Source organism: Caulobacter sp. GW822-FHT01G02 (assembly GCF_058802865.1).
In genome coordinates this window covers 486,643-504,734 of sequence record NZ_JBXAON010000004.1, presented here as the reverse complement: position 1 = coordinate 504,734, position 18,092 = coordinate 486,643, and the positions used below count along the sequence as shown (strand labels likewise).

General features: G+C 68.1%; 10 protein-coding genes. 9 read left to right on the top strand and 1 reads right to left on the bottom strand.

Annotated features, from left to right (window positions below; translation table 11 throughout):
- Window positions 1–246 precede the first annotated feature (246 nt).
- The 4 genes from AC1RNC_RS14655 (at window position 247) to AC1RNC_RS14640 (ending at window position 8,446) form a co-directional block, all read left to right on the top strand.
- The gene (locus tag AC1RNC_RS14655; protein WP_492887113.1) at window positions 247–1,425 is read left to right on the top strand and encodes an efflux RND transporter periplasmic adaptor subunit; all 1,179 of its coding nucleotides are present in this window, start codon (window positions 247–249) and stop codon (window positions 1,423–1,425) included.
- Between the two features lie 149 nt (window positions 1,426–1,574).
- On the top strand, window positions 1,575–4,754 hold the full coding sequence (locus AC1RNC_RS14650) for an efflux RND transporter permease subunit (RefSeq protein WP_492887112.1): 3,180 nt from the start codon (window positions 1,575–1,577) through the stop codon (window positions 4,752–4,754).
- Window positions 4,754–6,163 carry an efflux transporter outer membrane subunit gene (locus AC1RNC_RS14645; protein WP_492887111.1) on the top strand — a complete coding sequence of 470 codons (1,410 nt, stop codon included), beginning with the start codon at window positions 4,754–4,756 and terminating at the stop codon, window positions 6,161–6,163. Before AC1RNC_RS14650 ends, AC1RNC_RS14645 begins: the two co-directional genes overlap by 1 nt.
- Before the next feature lie 117 nt (window positions 6,164–6,280).
- The gene (locus AC1RNC_RS14640) at window positions 6,281–8,446 is read left to right on the top strand and encodes a hypothetical protein (RefSeq protein WP_492887110.1); all 2,166 of its coding nucleotides are present in this window, start codon (window positions 6,281–6,283) and stop codon (window positions 8,444–8,446) included.
- A 15-nt stretch (window positions 8,447–8,461) separates the two neighbouring features.
- Here the strand turns inward: AC1RNC_RS14640 and AC1RNC_RS14635 are convergent, their stop codons facing one another.
- Complete coding sequence (locus AC1RNC_RS14635; RefSeq protein WP_492887109.1) at window positions 8,462–9,202, bottom strand: LytTR family DNA-binding domain-containing protein; 741 nt, start codon at window positions 9,200–9,202, stop codon at window positions 8,462–8,464.
- 146 nt (window positions 9,203–9,348) lie between these two features.
- Here AC1RNC_RS14635 and AC1RNC_RS14630 point away from each other — a divergent pair, with 146 nt between their 5' ends.
- From AC1RNC_RS14630 to AC1RNC_RS14610, 5 genes are all read left to right on the top strand, one after another.
- Window positions 9,349–9,909, top strand: coding sequence for a DUF2306 domain-containing protein (locus tag AC1RNC_RS14630; RefSeq protein WP_492887108.1), 561 nt, complete (start codon window positions 9,349–9,351; stop codon window positions 9,907–9,909).
- Window positions 9,910–10,063: 154 nt separating this feature from the next.
- Window positions 10,064–10,753, top strand: a complete 690-nt coding sequence (locus AC1RNC_RS14625; protein WP_492887107.1) for a TetR/AcrR family transcriptional regulator — start codon at window positions 10,064–10,066, stop codon at window positions 10,751–10,753.
- Between the two features lie 200 nt (window positions 10,754–10,953).
- Window positions 10,954–13,194, top strand: a complete 2,241-nt coding sequence (locus AC1RNC_RS14620; protein ID WP_492887106.1) for a TonB-dependent receptor — start codon at window positions 10,954–10,956, stop codon at window positions 13,192–13,194.
- A gap of 90 nt (window positions 13,195–13,284) precedes the next feature.
- Entirely contained in the window at window positions 13,285–14,613 is a 1,329-nt protein-coding gene (locus AC1RNC_RS14615) for a spinster family MFS transporter (RefSeq protein ID WP_492887105.1), read from the top strand.
- An 84-nt stretch (window positions 14,614–14,697) separates the two neighbouring features.
- Entirely contained in the window at window positions 14,698–18,072 is a 3,375-nt protein-coding gene (locus AC1RNC_RS14610) for a glycosyltransferase (RefSeq protein ID WP_492887104.1), read from the top strand.
- Window positions 18,073–18,092 lie beyond the last annotated feature (20 nt).

The following is an 18,092-nucleotide window of genomic DNA, read 5'->3' as shown; positions in this document are numbered from 1 at the left end:
TCGACGCGCCCCAGGCCAAGCCGGCTAAGGGTTTGCTGGGTCTATTTAAATCTCAGGCCGGTCCCAACCGGCGATGGATCGGACAATCCCCCCATGGGCCAACGGTGCGCGCCCTGGGCGACACCTGGTCCTCGAGCACCCGACGCTCCGCCCGGCGGCCCGTCTTCGAGTGACGAGAGTCTGGGAATGACAACAAGAACCTCCCCTTCCGCCTCCCCGCTTCACCTCCCGACAGGGTCCTCCCCCATGCGTATTCAACCCGTCATCACGTCTTTCGCCGGCCTGGCCGCCGTGGCCGTGCTGGCCGCTTGCTCGGCCCAGGCCAAGCAGGAGGCCGCCGCCCCGCCCCCCGTTCAGGTCACCGTCGCCGACGTCGCCTTCAAGTCGCTCCGCCAGTGGGACGACTTCACCGGCCGTCTCGAGCCGATCGACACCGTCGAGATCCGTCCGCGCGTCAGCGGCTATGTCGACGGCGCGCAGTTCGCCGAGGGCGCTCGCGTCCGTAAGGGCCAGGTACTCTTCCAGATCGACCCGCGCCCCTACAAGGCCGAAGCCGACCGCGCCGCCGCCGAGGTGTCGCGCGCCAAGGCCCAGTTGGACCTGGCCAGCATCAACCGCGAACGCGGCCGTCGCCTGATCGATCAGAACGCCCTGGCCCAGAGCGAATTCGACCGCCTCGCCTCGGAAGAGCGCGCGGCCCAGGCCAATGTCTCGGCGGCCCAGGCGGCCTACCAGACCGCCCGCCTGAACCTGGAATGGACCAAGGTGACCTCGCCGATCGACGGCCGGATCTCCAAGACCATCATCACCCGCGGCAACCTGGTCACCCAGGCGTCCCTGCTGACGACCGTGGTGTCCGACACCCCGATCTACGCCGAGTTCAACGCCGACGAGCAGACCTTCCTGAAGTACGCCTCGGCCGAACGCGGCAAGGGCAGCCCAGTCTATATGGGCCTGATCACCGAGGACGGTTATCCGCACGAGGGCAAGCTGTCGTTCATCGACAACGCCCTGGACGCCAAGAGCGGCACCATCAACGGCCGGGCGATCTTCGCCAATGCCGACGGCCGCTTCACGCCGGGGCTGTTCGCCCGCATTCGCCTGGTCAGCGCCGAGAGCCAGGTCGTCGCCCTCGCCCCCGATCGCGCCATCGCGACCGACCTGGGCAAGCGCTTCGTCGTGGTGGTCAACGGAAACAACAAGGCCGAGTACCGCCCGGTCGAGGTCGGTCCGCTGGCCGGCAACCTGCGCATCATCCGCTCGGGCCTGAAGCCCGGCGACCGGGTGGTCGTCGGCGGCCTGCAGAAGGTCAAGCCGGGCGACACCGTCGCGCCGGTCAAGGTCAAGACCGACCTGGCCGACCTCTCGCAGCTGGAAGTCGGCGGCCGCCAACTCGCGGTCAGTCGCTCCGCCGGCCAGAACTAGGTTCGAACCTGAAGCGTAACGCCCGGCTCGCGTGACGAGTCGGGCGTCTTTTTCCAGGGTTTTCTCGGTTCCTGTCGCTCGCCGGATGGCGGGGAGGGGCCCTGCATGCCCGACGCTTACCCCATCGGCTCCTCCCCGGATCGACCGCCATGAACTTCTCGAAATTCTTCGTGAGCCGACCGCGTTTCGCGGCCGTGCTCTCCATCGTCATCTTCATCGCCGGCCTGGTGGCCCTGCCCCAGCTGCCGATCAGCGAATATCCCGAAGTGGTGCCGCCGACCGTGGTCGTGCGCGCCGCCTATCCGGGCGCCAACCCCTCCGTCATCGGCCAGACCGTCGCCGCTCCGCTGGAGCAGGCGATCAACGGCGTCGAGGGCATGATCTACCAGTCGTCGCAGTCGGCCTCGGACGGCGCGATGATCCTGACCGTCACCTTCGCGCTCGGGACCGATCTCGACAAGGCCCAGGTGCAGGTTCAGAACCGCGTCGCCCAGGCCCTGCCGAAGCTGCCCCAGGAGGTGCAGCGCATCGGCGTGACCACCGACAAGGCCTCGCCCGACCTGACCCTGGTCGTGCACATGATCTCGCCGAACAATCGCTACGACATGCTCTATCTGAGCAACTACGCGCAGCTGAACGTCCGCGACCGCCTCAAGCGCGTCGACGGCGTGGGTGACGTGCAGATCTTCGGCGCGGGCGCGTACTCGATGCGCGTGTGGCTGGATCCGGAAAAGCTGGCCTCGCTGAACATGACGGCCGGCGACGTGGTCAAGGCGCTGCGTGAGCAGAACGTCCAGGTCGCCGCCGGCCAGCTGGGCGCGCCGCCCACCAACACGGGCGCGGACTTCCAGCTGTCGATCAACGCCCCCGGCCGCCTGACCGACGAGGAGCAGTTCCGCGACGTGATCATCCGCTCGGGTGAGAACGGCGAGATCACCCGCCTGGGCGAAGTGGCCCGCGTGGAGCTGGGCGCCAACAACTACGCCCTGCGCAGCTTGCTCGACAACAAGTCGGCCGTCGCCATGCCGATCTTCCAGCGTCCGGGTTCGAACGCCCTGCAGATGGCCGCCGACATCAAGAAGACGATGAAGGAGCTGAAGAAGGAGTTCCCCGAAGGCGTCGACTACGAGATCATCTACGACACGACCGCCTTCGTGCAGGAAAGCATCGACTCGGTGGTCCACACCCTGATCGAGGCCATCATCCTGGTGGTCCTGGTGGTGGTGCTGTTCCTGCAGGGCTGGCGCGCCTCGGTCATTCCGCTGATCGCCGTGCCCGTCTCGCTGGTCGGCACCTTCGCGGTGCTGCTGATGCTGGGCTTCGGCCTCAACGCCCTGACCCTGTTCGGTCTGGTCCTGGCCATCGGCATCGTCGTCGACGACGCCATCGTCGTGGTCGAGAACGTCGAGCGGAACATCTCCAACGGCCTCGAGCCGGCCGCGGCCACCCGCAAGGCCATGAGCGAGGTCACCGGACCGATCATCTCCACGGCCCTGGTGCTGTGCGCGGTGTTCATCCCGACCGCCTTCATCACTGGCCTGTCGGGCCAGTTCTACCGTCAGTTCGCCCTGACCATCGCCATCTCGACGGTGATCTCGGCCTTCAACTCCCTGACCCTGTCGCCGGCCCTGGCCGCCGTGCTCCTCAAGAGCCACGACGCGCCGAAGGACCGCTTCCAGAAGATGATCGACGCGGCGCTGGGCTGGTTGTTCAACCCGTTCAACCGTTTCTTCGCCAGGGCTTCGAACGGCTACGTCAACGGCGTGGCCAAGAGCCTGGGCAGGTCGACCGCCGGCCTGATTATCTACGGCGTGCTGCTGCTGCTGACCTTCGGCGCCTTCGCCAAGACCCCGGGCGGCTTCGTGCCGCAACAGGACAAGGCCTATGTCGTCGCCGTGGTGCAACTGCCCGACGCCGCGTCGCTGGACCGCACCGAGGCCGTCATCCGCCAGATGGGCGACATCGCCATGAAGGTGCCGGGCATCAAGCACTCGGTGGCCTTCCCCGGCCTGTCGGCAAACGGCTTCATCAACAGCCCCAACTCCGGCGCGGTGTTCTTCCCGCTGGCCGACTTCAAGGACCGCAAGGACAAGTCGATGTCGGCCAACGCCATCGTCGGTGAGCTGAACGCCAAGTTCGGCGCCATCCCCGACGCCCAGATCGCGGTCTTCCCGCCGCCTTCGGTGCAAGGTCTTGGCACGATCGGCGGCTTCCGCATGCAGATCGTCGACAAGGCGGGCCTGGGTCCTGACGAGCTGAACAAGCAGACCCAGAACCTGATCGACAAGGCCCGCAAGGATCCGGCCCTGGTCGGGGTGTTCTCGACCTACCAGGTCAGCGTGCCGAAGATCGAAGCCAATATCGACCGCGAAAAGGCCCGCGCCTCGGGCGTGTCGCTGACCGACCTGTTCGAGACCATGCAGGTCTATCTGGGCTCGCTGTACGTCAACGACTTCAACCGCTTTGGCCGCACCTACGAGGTCAACGTCCAGGCCGACCAGAGCTTCCGCCTGCAGCCCGAGCAGATGCTGCGCCTGCAGACCCGCAACGGGTCGGGTCAGATGATCCCGCTGGGCAGCTTCGTCAGCTTCAAGGAGGCCACGGGTCCTGATCGCGAGAGCCACTACAACGGCGTGCTCACGGCCGAGATCAATGGCGGCCCGGCCCCCGGCTACTCCTCGGGCCAGGCCCAGAAGGCGCTGGAAGACCTGGCCAAGAAGGAACTGCCCAACGGCATGGGCTACGAGTGGACCGAGCTGACCTACCAGCAGATCCTGGCCGGCAATTCGGCGGTCTACATCTTCCCGCTGTGCGTGCTGCTGGCCTTCCTCGTGCTGGTCGCCCAGTACGAAAGCTGGAGCCTGCCGCTGGTCGTCATCCTGATCGTGCCGATGACCCTGCTGTCCGCCCTGGCCGGCGTCCTCTTGACCCACGGCGACAACAACATCTTCACCCAGATCGGGCTGATCGTGCTGGTGGGGCTGGCCTGTAAGAACGCCATCCTGATCGTCGAGTTCGCCAAGGAGCGCGAGGAACATGGCGACACGCCGCTGCAAGCGGTGCTGGAAGCCTGTCGCCTGCGCCTGCGGCCGATCCTGATGACCTCGATCGCCTTCATCATGGGCGTGTGGCCGCTGGTCGTCTCGCACGGCGCCGGTTCGGAGATGCGCAAGGCGATGGGCGTGGCGGTGTTCTCCGGCATGCTCGGCGTCACGCTCTTCGGCCTGATCCTGACGCCGATCTTCTACTACGTCATCCGCCGCAACACGGCCCGCCGGGCCGCGAGCAAGGCGGTGAATCCGACGGCTCCGGCCGTGGAGGCTCACTGATGTCCGTCTTCGCTAACACCCTGCGCGCCGCGCTGATCGCCGGCATTTCCCTGACGGCCGCCGCCTGCGCGGTGGGGCCGAACTACAAGGCGCCGGCGACCCCGCCGGCGGCCTTCCAGAACGCCGACCCGGCCGTCTTCACCGCCGCCAATCCGGAAGCCGAATGGTGGAAGGCGTTCGGCGACCCGGTGCTGGACCAGCTGGTCGGCCAGGCCTTCTCGGCCAATCTGGACCTGAAGATCGCCGTGGCCCGCGTGGCCGAGGCCCGGGCGCTGTTCACCGAACAGAAGCTTGACCTGCTGCCGCATGTCACCGCCGACGGGACCTATGTGAAGAGCAACCAGCAGCAGCCCGGCTCGAACGGCCAGCGCGTCGAGAGCCAGACCTACCAGGCCGGCTTCGACGCCGGCTGGGAGATCGACCTCTTCGGGCGCGTCCGTCGCGGCGTCGAGGCGGCGGGGGCGGAAGCCGGCGCGGCCCAGGCCGACTTGCGCGACGCCCAGGTCACGGTCGCGGCCGAGGTGGCTCGGAACTATCTCGAACTGCGCGGCGCCCAGGCCCGGCTGAAGGTCGCCAACCGCAACCTCGAGACCCAGCGCGAGACCTTGCGCCTGACCAAGGTGCGGTTCGACGCCGGGGCCGGCAGCCCGATCGACGTGGCCAGCGCTCAGGCTCGCCTGAACGCCACCGAAGCGGCGATTCCGGGCCTGATCACGGCCGAGAAGCGCGCCAACTACCGCCTGGCCGTCCTGACGGGTCAGCGCCCCGGCGCGCTGGACGCCCTGCTGGTCCCGCGCGATGTCGACACCCGTCCGTTGATCACCGCCCTGCCGATCGGCGACGCCGGCGATCTGCTGCGCCGCCGTCCGGACGTGCAGGCGGCCGAGCGTCGCCTGGCGTCGCAGACCGCCCAGGTTGGGGTGGCCACGGCCGACCTCTTCCCGCGCGTCTCGGTGACCGGCTTCGTCGGCTTCCTGTCGGGAACCTCGGCCGGCTTCGGCGCCGGGGCCAGCAAGGCCTGGTCCGTGGCCCCCAGCGTCAGCTGGCCGGCGCTCGACCTGGGCAGCGCTCATGCCCGCCTGCGGGCGGCGCGGGCCCGCGACGACGCGGCCCTGGCCAATTACGACCAGACCGTGCTGCGGGCGCTGGAGGACCTGGAGAACGCCCTGGTCTCCTACCGCCAGCAGCAGGCCCAACTGGTCAGCCTGACCAGCCAGGCCGCCGCCTCGCGTCGCGCGGCCGAGCTGGCCCGGATCCAGTACAAGGAGGGCGGCATCGACTTCCTGGTGCTGCTGGACGCCGAGCGCACCCTGCTGGCCGCCGAGGACAGCCTCAGCGTCGCGGAGACCGGCGTCAACACCGACGTCGTGGCCATCTACAAGGCCCTCGGCGGCGGCTGGAAGGCCTGATATCGAAAGTTCGCCCCGGCCATTGCGCGACCGGGGCGAACTATTTTTCACGGCTCCGCTTGCATGTGTACAGCAAACTCAATACCAATCCTGGCGACAAGTGCCGGAGGTTGAGTCATGGCTACGCTTCAAGTTCTGAAATCCGCTTACAGCGACGTCTCGCGTCTCCCGTTCGCCAACATCCCCGCGGCGGACCTGACCACTCTGCAGACCCTGGCCGGGCGCGTCGACGCCTCGACCCTGAGCCTGGCCGACGCGCGCATCGAGATCGGCAAGCTGGTGACCGCGTCCACCACGGTGGCTAATCTCTCGTACAACTTCTTCACCGGGGCGACGCCGACGGCGCTTGGCCTGGACTATCTGATCTCGCCGAACGGCGGGAACCCCAACAACCTCAACTCGGCCTACTACCAGTCGTTCTCGGCCGAGAACCGCTTTATCAACTTCGCGGTCAATCTGGGGAAGAACGGCGCGGGCAAGGACGCCTTCACCGCCGCCTATGGCGCACTGGACCTGGCCGCCGCGGCGACCAAGGCCTATGGCGAGATCTTCGGCTTCGCCCCGGCGGCGGGCCTGATCGACACCATCCTGACCGCCCAGGTGCCCAACGGCCTGGGCGGGACCTTCACCCGCGCGGAGTACTTCGCCTACTACGGCGGCGACGGCGCGAACGGCCTGGGGACCAAGGGCGCCCTGGTCGGCTTCCTGCTGGCCGTGGCCGCCAACGAGCATATCGGCGTCTACGCCAAGGCCAACGACGCCTTCCTGGCCGACCTCGCCAATGATGGCCAGGCCAGCTTCAACACCAGCCTGGTGGGGACCTATGGCGAGCAGGCGACCTACGCGGCCGGCGCGACCATCGCGGTGACCGACACCCAGAGCGTCTCGCCCGACGCGACCAATGCGGCCCTGCGCTCGACGACCAACAACGACACGGTCACGGGAACGACCAACAGCGGCGCGATCCTCGTCAGCGGCGGCCACGACACCGTCACCTTCTCGGGCGCGGTCGGCGGCTATATCGACGGCGGCGACGGCAACGACACGATCAGCGTCGGTCAGCTGAACGCGGCGGTCGACGTTCTGGGTGGCGCGCCGAACGGCAAGATCAGCGGCGGCGCCGGCAACGACCTGATCACGGTCGGCAAGATGATCAACGGCGCCATCGTCGACGGCGGCGCTGGCGACGACACCCTGGTGATGGGCGCCGACACCGACCTGTTCGACAAGACCCAGATCACCAATGTCGAGCACCTGGTGCTCGAGAACTTCAAGCTGTCATTCACCTCGCCGACCCTGGGCGCGACCACGGTCATGCCGCTGGTGGCCACGAACTATACCGGTCTGCAGGACGTCACCCTGAAGTCGTCGATCTCGACGCGGATCGACAACCTCGCCCAGAACGTGGCGCTGAAGATGGATGGGGTCACCGGCGGCACGCTGAAGGTCAACTACCACGTCGACCTGGTGATCACCGGCATGTCCTCGGCGCAGGTCGGGGCCCCCGTCGTGAACGCCTATCTGAACAACGTCACCAGCAGCAACGCCACGCCGACCCAGCTGGTGGTCACCGGCAATGACGGGGCGCTGGTCGTGCACGTCCAGAGCGACAGCACGCTGGCCCTCATCAACTCGCAGACCGTCGACGGACCTTACTCCAACGGCAAGGTCGTCGTTGTCGGGACCGGCCACCTGACCGCCAACTTCATCGGCAGCGAGGGCGGCTACAACCTCACGACCCACAACCTGGACGCCTCCAGCTCGGCGGGGATCGACGTCCTCGGGATCGGCGGCTCGGGCGGCGTCCCGAATACCGTCGTGCTGTCGGCCTACAATGACAGCGTGGCCGCCGACCTGCTTGGGGCGTCCGTGTCGACCTTCACCCTGGGCGCGGGCTCGGACGTCTTCAAGCTGTACGAGAACGGCGTCTCCGCGCCGCGCTTCTCGAACCTTAGCGTCGCGAACAACAAGGTGACCACCTTCGCCACCCTCACCGACTTCGAGAAGGGCGTGGACCACGTCGATCTGGGGACGGTGATCCCGGCGGTGACCACCGGCATCAGCGCCGGCTCCGCCACCACCCTGGAACAGGCGCTGATCAACGCTTCCAGCCAGGTGTCGGCCAACGGCACGGGTGTCTTCGAGTGGAACGGCGACACCTACATCTACCACCAGGACGCCACGGTCGGGGTCAATACCGGCGACGGCCTGATCCGTCTGGTGGGCGTCACCGGCCTGACCGTCGGGACCGGCGCGGGCAGCGTCGACATCCACTTCGGCTAGGCGAAGGCGGGCTGATCAGAACCAGCCGCTCTCTCGCAACGCCTTGGCGTAGGCGCGGCTGACGGGCGCCTCGACGTCGCCCTTCAGCCGCAGGGTCGCCCGGCCGTCGCCGCGCCGGGCGACCTCGACCGCCGCCTTGGCCACCCACCACGAGCGATGGGTCTGGGCGCCCTCGATGCCCTCCAGTTCGGCCACGGCGTCCGACAGGCGCATCAGGATCAGGTCCTGGCCGCGCGAGGTGTGCAGGCGCAGATAATGGTCCTGCGCCTCGACGGCGAAGAGCTCGGCGCCGCGCAGCTTGGCGGGCAGGCGGTCCAGGAAGCGCGGGGCCGGGGCGCCCTTCGGCGCCGCGTGGGTCTGGGCGGGTTCGCGCTGGACCAGGAAGTTCAGGGCCGTCATCGCCGCGGTGACGATGAACACCGGCGCCAGGTAGCGGGGCAGGGTCTCCATCCGGATCCCGCGCTGGAACACGCTCTCGCTGACGAACCACACGAAGGCCGTGAACGGCAGGGTGATGGCGATGACGGTCAGGGCGCCGTAAAGCCAGGGGGCGCCGTCGGCGCGGCCGTCGCGGCCGATCACCTGGGTGACGCCCGTGCCCACGACCGCGCCGGCGACGCACAGTCCGACCCAGTAGGCCAGTCGCGTGAGCAGCGGCGCCTGGCCCGAGCCCAGGGCGCCGATCAGCGCCAGGAACACGCCGGCCCCGCCCGACACCAGATAGCCGCGCACCGCCTCGCGCGAAGTCAGCGCCATTCGCGAAGCGTGAACGGCGTCCTCCAGCCGCTCACGAAGGGACGGCGGCGATTGGCGCAACGGCGATTGAGACAAGAGAACGCCCACTCCAACAAGGCTTTCGACGGCGAGACGAACCCGCCGGACCGAACCCGGAGTGAAGGAAGATGGATGAGAACGGCAAGTCAATCGCTCTGGCGGCGCTTCGCAACGACACCCTGAGAAACGCCGCCGTGGGCGTCGTGCTGGCGGTTGGCGTGGTCGGCGTCGCGGCTACTGGCATGTTCACCGACCTCGCGGGCTATGCCGCGCGCATTCCGTTCCATCCCCACGCGCCCGACCTGTCGCGGATCGCCGAAGCGCCCGCCGTCATCAGGCTGCACCTGCTCTCGGCCCTGACCGCCCTGGTCATCGGCGTCGCGCTGATGATGCGGGTGAAGGGCACGGGCCTGCACAAGCTGCTGGGCTGGACCTGGGTGCTGGCCATGGGGACCACGGCGGTCAGTTCGCTGTTCATCCGCGAGCTCAACCACGGCGCCTTCAGCTTCATCCACCTGCTGTCGGGCTGGACCATCGTCGGCCTGCCGGGCGCCGTCTACGCCGTCAAGCGCGGCAGGGTCGCCGCCCACCGCCGGGCCATGACCGGCATGTTCACCGGCGGCCTGCTGCTGGCCGGCCTCTTCGCCTTCATCCCCGGCCGCCTGCTCTGGACCGTGTTCCTGGGCTGATCCTCTGGCGGGCGCCCGTGGCCCTGCCGGTGACCTTCCACGAGGTGTTCGCCCAGGCCTAGAGAGCAAGCCTGGATAACAAGGGTCCCTTGCCAGGTCCGCCGGGATGCGCCTATCCGAGGACGGAGCGCAACCACGGCGGACCTCGACTTTCATGACCGCAACCAAGACCCGCGCCAGCGGGCGGGGCCGTCCGTCCAAGGCCAAGGGACTGGATCTCAAGGAAACCATCCTCGACGCCGCCGAGGGGCTGTTCGCCCGTCACGGCTTCCATGGGGTGACGACACGCCAGGTGGCGGCGGAGGCCGGCGTCGATACGGCGCTGATCCACTATTATTTCGGCGCCAAGCGCGAGCTGTTCGACGCGGTGTTCCTGCGCCGCGCCGAGATCCTGAACCAGGCCCGCGAGGCGTCGATGAACGCCTATGTGGAGGCGCACGACGCGGGGTCCATGACGGTCGAGGGGGTGATCGAGGCGTTCATCGATCCGCTGCTGCGCATCTCGCGAGAGGGCGGGGCCGGCTGGAAGAGCTACTTCGTCCTGGTCGCCCAGGTGAACAACACCCCGGCCTGGGGCGGCGAGACCATGACCCGCTTCTTCGATCCGGTCGTTCACCAGCTGGTCGAGACGCTGAAGATCGTCCGGCCGGAGGCGGCCTATCGCGACCTTTACTGGTGCTACCAGTTCCTGACCGGCTCGATGATGCTGTCGCTGTCCGAGACGGGACGCATCGACTCGCTGTCGGAAGGCGAGTGCCGTTCCAGCGACCTGGAAGCGGTCCGCCGACGCCTGTTCTCGTACTGCGCGGCCGGCTTCGAGGCGGTGATCGCCAAGGCCCTCTAGCAAGATCCTCCCCCACGTGCGGGGAGGCATCATCCGTCCCCGATCCTTTTTTCATCACCTGATGAAAAAGTGCTGGCGTCCGGCGCCGGTTCGGGTGATGGTGCCTGCAATTCGCTGTTCGATGAAATGGCGAACCCCGAGCACGCGTCCGCATAAGACGGATCCGGCTCGGACGGGCGGAACGCAAGGGAGGGAACCCCATGACTTCGATGTGGAAGGCTGCGCTGTTGGCTGGCGCGGCGTGGAGCACGATCGCGGGCGTCGCGTCGGCGCAAGAGGCTCCGGCGGCAAGCGGCAACGTCTCGGTCGACGAGGTGGTCGTCACCGCCCGTCGTCGCGAGGAAAACCTCAAGGACGTGCCGGTGGCCGTGTCGGCCTTCTCGGCCGAGAAGCTGGAACGCTCGGGCGGCACGGACATCACCGTGCTCTCGCAGACGACCCCGAACATCACGGTGCAGACCGCCCGTGGCTCGAACTCAACCCTGATCAGCTACATCCGCGGCGTCGGCCAGCAGGATCCGCTGTGGGGCTATGAGCCCGGCGTCGGCCTCTATGTCGACGACGTCTACATCTATCGTCCGCAGGGCGCGGTTCTGGACATCTTCGACATCGAGCGCATCGAAGTGCTGCGCGGCCCGCAGGGCACGCTGTACGGCCGCAACACCATCGGCGGCGCCATCAAGTACGTGACCAAGCGCCTCGGCGACGAGGCCGGCGCCAAGGTTCGCGCGACCTATGGCAGCTACGACCAGACCGACCTGATGGTCACCGGCCAGACGCCGGTCGGCGGCGGCCTGTCGGTGGGCGGCGCCTATGCTCTCTACAAGCGCGACGGCTACGGCAAGAACCTGACCACGGGCGCCGACCAGTACGACAAGGACGTCCAGGCTTATCGCCTGAGCGCCGAGTACAAGCCGACCGAGGATCTGTTCTTCCGCCTGGCCTATGACAAGGTCGTGGACAAGTCGAACCCGCGTCATGGTCACCGCGAGACCCTGCCGACCGTCGGCGCCTATCCGATCCTCGACATCTACGACACGCAAGCCGGCCTGGGCGACAAGAACCGCGTCAAGACCGAAGGCCTGTCGCTGACCGGCCAGTGGGACGCCACCCAGAACCTGACGTTCAAGTCGATCACCGCCAACCGCAAGGGTCATACCCAGACCCTGATCGACTTCGACGGCACGCCGCTGCCGACCCTGGACGTGCCGGCCACCTATGACGACCGCTCGTTCTCGCAGGAACTGCAGGCGGTCTATGCGGACGAGAACGTTCAGGGCGTCTTTGGCCTGTACTACATGAACAGCCAGGCCTCGGGCGAGTTCGACACCATCGCTGGCAACCTGGGCGTCTCGATCGCCGACGGCGGCAAGGTCAACACCCAGAGCTTCGCGGCGTTCTTCGACTTCAGCGCCAACCTGACCGACCGCCTGAAGGTCTCGCTGGGCGCCCGCGCCACCCGCGACCACAAGCGCGCCAACGTGTTCCGCTTCTTCTATCTGGGCGCCACGCCGTCGCCGTACCAGGGCGGAACGAACCGTCCGATCCTGCAGGTGCGCACCAACTATGACGCCGCCCGCACGTTCGAGCAGTTCACGCCGCGCATCTCGGTCTCGTACGAGCTCAGCGACGACCTGAACACCTACGCTTCGTTCTCGAAGGGCTACAAGTCGGGCGGTTGGGACATGCGCGGCGACGCGTTCATCACCCCGCAGACGACCCAGGGCTACCTGCCCGAAGTCGTGAAGACCTACGAAGCCGGCCTGAAGGGCTACGCCCTGGATCGCCGCGTCTCGTTCTCGTCGGCGATCTTCCTGTCGAAATACACCAACCAGCAGGTCACGACCCAGGTCGTGGTGCCCTCGGGCATCGCCAGCTCGGTCGACAACGCCGGCGCCTCGACCCTGTACGGCGCCGAGTTCGAAGCCACCGCCAAGTTCAACCAGCACCTGACCGGCAATGTCGCGCTCGGCTACATCCACGCCAAGTACGACACCTTCAGCCGCTTCGTGCCGGCCGGCGCGCCGAACCCGCTGAACCCGTCCACGGTCCTGGCCACCGGCCAGGTGATCAACGTCGCCGACCTCTACGGCTTCCAGAACACCCCGCAATGGACGGGCAATGTCAGCCTGACCTGGCGCGCGGATCTGGCCGGCGGCGACATCGCCATCACCCCGATGGTCAGCTACCGCGACAAGTACCAGCAGTTCGAACAGCCGCTGCCGGCCCTCGACCAGAAGGCCTTCACCCTGGTGGACCTGACGGCGATCTGGACCGCGCCGGGCGGCAAGTACAAGCTGGCCCTGACCGGCAAGAACCTGACCAACGAGAAGTACCGCACCGGCGGCTACAACTTCGGGGCGCCGACCTACAACAACTCGGTGATCGGCTTCTACGGCCCGCCGCGCACCGTCGCCGGCTCGATCGAGGTGGCGTTCTAATTATCTAGGCGACTTAGCTCGGGCGGGACTTGCTGCAACAAGTCCCGCCCTTTCTTTATGTAGACACAGGCAGTGGCGTAGGGGGCGGCGATGAGCGAGCAGCAGCAGACGGAAGCGAAGACGCAGCAGGGCTCGGGCTATCGCTACGTGGTCCTGGCGATGCTGATCCTCGCCTATACGTTCAACTTCCTGGACCGGCAGATCCTCGGCATCCTGGCCAAGCCGATCAAGGACGAGTTCGGCCTGACCGACGCCCAGTTCGGCCTGATGGGCGGCCTGGCCTTCGCCCTGCTCTACACGACCCTGGCCATCCCGATCGCCTGGCTGGCCGACCGCTTCAGCCGCGTCTGGATCATGACCGCCGCCCTGACCCTGTGGAGCGGCTTCACCGCCCTGTGCGGCGTGGTCGGCAGCTTCGGTCACCTGTTCCTGGCCCGCATGGGCGTGGGCATCGGCGAGGCGGGCGGCGTGGCCCCGGCCTATTCGCTGATCTCGGACTATTTCCCCAAGCACCAGCGCGCCCGGGCCCTGGCGGCCTACGCGTTCGGCATCCCGCTGGGCACGGCGGCCGGCACCCTGGTCGGCGGTCTGCTGGCCGTGCACTACGGCTGGCGCACGGCCTTCATCGTCGTCGGCGCGATGGGGGTGGTGCTGGCCCCGATCTTCCGCCTCGTCGTCCGCGACCCGCCGCGCGGCGGCGCCGATCGCGCGCCGAACGCGCCGCCGGTCGCGCCGGCTCCGGCCGCCCCGCTGCGCGAGGTGGCGAGCCTGCTGGCGGCCAAGCCCAGCTTCTGGCTGCTGGCCCTGGGCGCGGCGGCGTCGTCGGTCTGCGGCTATGGCGTCGCCGCCTGGCTGCCGTCGTTCTTCATGCGCAGCCTGGGCCTGACCCTGTCCCAGACCGCCTGGTACTATTCGGGCATCGCCTTCCTGGGCGGGGTGGTCGGCATCTGGATGGGCGGCGTGATGGCCGACCGCCTGGGCGCCAAGTCCAAGGCCGGCTACCCGCTGACCCCGGCCGTGGCCTTCCTGATCTCGGTCCCCTGCTTCCTGCTGGCCATGAACAGCGGATCGCTGGTCGGCGGTTTGGGCGGGACCGCGTCCCTGGCCCTGGCCTTCGTGATCTTCCTGATCCCCACGGGCCTGAACCTGGCCTGGCTGGGTCCCGTCACGGCGGCCGTGCAGCACCTGGCGCCGGCGCCCATGCGGACCACGGCCTCGGCCCTGTTCCTGCTGATCAACAACCTGCTGGGGATCGCCGTCGGGGTCTACTATTTCGGCGCGATGGCCGACTTCCTGAAGCCGACCTTCGGGGCGGAATCCCTGCGCTGGGCGATCTATACCGGCATGGGCTTCTACCTGCTGGCGGCCCTGCTGTTCTTCCTGGCCTCGCGCCGCCTGGACCGGGATTGGGTGGAGTAGGGCGCGGTGACTAGCCGCATCACGGCATAGCGCCACGGTTCGGTCAATTTCGGGTATCAAAGGGCGCGAAACCAGAGCGCCAGCATGACTCCCGAAGACCGCCACATCTTTCACGACCCCTCCGGCAAGCGCGAGCGCCGGGCCAAGCTGGTGCTCGGCGTCGTCATCTCGCTGGTCGCCGCGATCGTGGCCGGCTTCGTCGCCACCCTGGCCTTCGCCCCGCGGCTGCCCGAGGCGCCGCTGAAGGACCCGCACGTCCTGACGTCGCTGCACCAGGAAACCCCGCGCAAGACCAGGATCGTGAAGTCATGGCGCCGCGTGCCCCGGCCTCCCGCCGTGAAAGGCGAGGCCGGGCCCAGCGACGCCGCCCATCCGCTGTCGGTCGGCTTCTACGTCGCCTGGGACGAGGACAGCCGCGAGTCCTTGCGCCGCAACATCGACAAGCTGGACGTGGTCTCGCCGCAGTGGGTGGCGATCAACGGCGCCAAGGGCGACATCACCCTGGTCGACGACGCCGAGGGCGTGGCCCGGATCGCCAATGCGCCCAACAAGCCGGCCGTCCTGCCGCTGGTCCACAACTCGGCCAACGCCGCCTTCGACGGTCCGCTGGCCGATGCGCTGCTGACCGACCCGGCCGCCCGCGCCAAGCTGATCAACAATCTGAAGGTCCTGGCCGACCAGCATGGCTACGGCGGTTACGTCTTCGACTTCGAGGCGCTCTCCGCCAAGGGCCTCAACGCCTATCCGCTGTTCCTGAACGAGGCCCGCGCCGCCCTGGCGGCGACCGGCCGCGAGGTCTGGGTCACCGCCCCGTTCGACGGGGAAGGCTGGCCTCTGAAGCGTCTGGAGCAGGCCTCCGACACCCTGGTGCTGATGGCCTATGACGAGCACTACGCGCTCGGCGATCCCGGCCCCAACGCCGGCCAGGACTGGTACGAGACCGAGCTGGAAAAGCGCTTCGCCCGTCTCGACCCGAACCGCGTGGTCCTGGCCCTGGGCGCCTACGGCTATGACTGGACGCTGAACAAGGACGGCTCGCGGTCGTCCGGCGCTCCGACCACGTTCCACGAGGCCATGCGTAACGCCCAGGACGCCGGGGCGACGATCCGCATGGACGACAACGCCCTGAACCCCACCTATCAGTACACCGACGACAACGGCGACGAGCACGTCGTCTGGTTCCTGGACGCCGTCACCCTGTTCAACCAGATCAAGGTCTCCGACGCCTGGAAGCCGCGCGGCTATGCCCTGTGGCGGATGGGCATGGAGGATCCGGGCGTCTGGTCGCTGCTGGGCAAGCCCTATGGCAAGGCCTCGGCCGGCGGCCTGACCACCCTGGCCAACGGCCAGGGCGTCGACTTCGACGGCGGCGGCGAGGTGCTGCGCGTGGCCCAGTTGCCCACGCCCGGCAAGCGCAGCCTGGAGTTCGATCCCGACACCGGCCTGGTTTCGGGCGAGCGCTACGACGTCATTCCCAGCAGCTACGTGATCGAGCGCTACGGCCAGAAGAAGGGCCTGGTGGCCCTGACCTTCGACGACGGCCCCGACAGCCGCTGGACGCCGAAGATCCTCGACATTCTCAAGAAGAAGAACGCGCCCGCGACCTTCTTCGTGATCGGCCAGAACATGCAGCGCCGCCCCGACCTGGTGGAGCGCGAGGTGGCCGAGGGGCACGATGTCGGCGGTCACAGCTGGACCCATCCCAACATCGCCGAGACGCCGCTGCCGCAGGTGCAGGTCGAGCTGAACGCCACCCAGCGCCTGTTCGAGGTGCTGACCGGCCGCTCGATGCGCCTGTTCCGCCCGCCGTTCTTCGGCGACGCCGAGCCCTCGACCCCGCACGAAGTGGCCCCGCTCGTCATCGCCCAGACCCTGGGCTACATGACCGTGGGCCTGCGCATCGACCCGGACGACTGGCAGAAGCCGACGCCGCAGCAGATCATCGACCGCGTTCTGGATCGCCTGGACAATCCGGGCGATCGCCCGGGGCAGGTGGTGCTGCTGCACGACGCCGGCGGTGACCGCAGCCGGACCGTGGCGGCCCTGCCGGGGCTGATCGACCAGATCCGGGCCCGCGGCTACCGCCTGGTGACCGTCGGCGAACTGGCCGGCATGACCGCGCAACAGGTGATGCCGCCAACCTCGCGCACGGCCGCCGACCTGTTCCTGGATCGCCTGGGCTTCGACTTCTTCCGCTGGGCCCAGGCCACGATGACCTGGCTGTTCATCACGGCGATCTTCCTGGGCGTCGCGCGTCTGGTGTTCCTGGCCAGCCTGGCTCTGGTCCACCGCTTCTGGACGCATGAGGAGCCCGCCGATCTCGATAGCGAGAACGGCCCGCTGGTCTCGGTGCTGATCCCCTGCTTCAACGAGGAGAAGGTGATCGCCGCCTCGGTGGCGCGGATCCTGGAGAGCGACTGGAAGAACCTCGAGGTGCTGGTTCTCGACGACGGCTCCAAGGACCGCACGGCTCAGGAGGTGCGCGACCATTTCGCCGATGATCCGCGCGTGACGCTGCTGTCGTTCGAGAACGGCGGCAAGGCGCGGGCGGTCAATCGCGGCCTGGCCGTGGCCAAGGGCGAGTTCGTTGTCGCCCTGGACGCCGACACCCTGTTCCCGCCCGAGACCATCGGCCGCCTGGCCCGCTGGTTCCAGGATCCGGACATCGGCGCGGTGGCCGGCAACGCCATCGTCGGTAACCGGGTCAATATCGTCACCCGCTGGCAGGCGCTGGAATATGTCACCGCCCAGAATCTGGAGCGCCGGGCGCTGTCGGCCCTGGGCGCGGTCACCGTGGTGCCCGGCGCCGTCGGGGCGTGGCGCAAGAGCGTGCTCGACGCGCTGGGCGGCTATCCGTCCGACACCCTGGCCGAGGACCAGGACCTGACCATCGCCTGCCAGCGCGCCGGCTGGAAGGTCGCCTTCGATCCCGAGGCCCGCGCCTATACCGAGGCCCCGGACACCGTCGGCGGCCTGCTGAAGCAGCGCTTCCGCTGGTCGTTCGGCACGCTGCAGTGCGTGTGGAAGCACCGCAAGGCGATGTTCAGCACCAAGACTCCGGTGCTGGGCTTCGTGGCCCTGCCGCAGATCTGGCTGTTCCAGATCATCCTGGCCGTGGCCGCGCCGCTGGTCGACTTCGCCGTCATCTGGAGTCTGATCAGCGGTCTCTATGGCGCGGTCGCCCACCCCGTGGAATGGCGCCCGGACGACATGCTGCTGGGCCTGACCTACTGGGCGATCTTCATCGCCGTCGACCTTTCGGCCGGCGCCCTGGGCATGGCCCTGGAGAAGCGCGCGCCCTGGGCCGACCTGCCCTTCCTGCCGGTGCAGCGGTTCGGCTATCGCCAGCTGATGTACTATGTCGTGGTCAAGTCGGTGGTCATGGCCATTCGCGGCGGCCGGGTCGGCTGGGGCAAGCTGGAGCGGCGCGGGTCGGCGTCCGTGGGCGCGAACGGCTAGGCTTGCCAGCCTTGCGCCGG

Coding starts and splice junctions, on each gene's coding strand:
- AC1RNC_RS14655 (WP_492887113.1), top strand. CDS start 247: ATGCGTATTCAACCCGTCATCACGTCTTTCGCCGGCCTGGCCGCCGTG.
- AC1RNC_RS14650 (WP_492887112.1), top strand. CDS start 1,575: ATGAACTTCTCGAAATTCTTCGTGAGCCGACCGCGTTTCGCGGCCGTG.
- AC1RNC_RS14645 (WP_492887111.1), top strand. CDS start 4,754: ATGTCCGTCTTCGCTAACACCCTGCGCGCCGCGCTGATCGCCGGCATT.
- AC1RNC_RS14640 (WP_492887110.1), top strand. CDS start 6,281: ATGGCTACGCTTCAAGTTCTGAAATCCGCTTACAGCGACGTCTCGCGT.
- AC1RNC_RS14635 (WP_492887109.1), bottom strand. CDS start 9,202: ATGGCGCTGACTTCGCGCGAGGCGGTGCGCGGCTATCTGGTGTCGGGC.
- AC1RNC_RS14630 (WP_492887108.1), top strand. CDS start 9,349: ATGGATGAGAACGGCAAGTCAATCGCTCTGGCGGCGCTTCGCAACGAC.
- AC1RNC_RS14625 (WP_492887107.1), top strand. CDS start 10,064: ATGACCGCAACCAAGACCCGCGCCAGCGGGCGGGGCCGTCCGTCCAAG.
- AC1RNC_RS14620 (WP_492887106.1), top strand. CDS start 10,954: ATGACTTCGATGTGGAAGGCTGCGCTGTTGGCTGGCGCGGCGTGGAGC.
- AC1RNC_RS14615 (WP_492887105.1), top strand. CDS start 13,285: ATGAGCGAGCAGCAGCAGACGGAAGCGAAGACGCAGCAGGGCTCGGGC.
- AC1RNC_RS14610 (WP_492887104.1), top strand. CDS start 14,698: ATGACTCCCGAAGACCGCCACATCTTTCACGACCCCTCCGGCAAGCGC.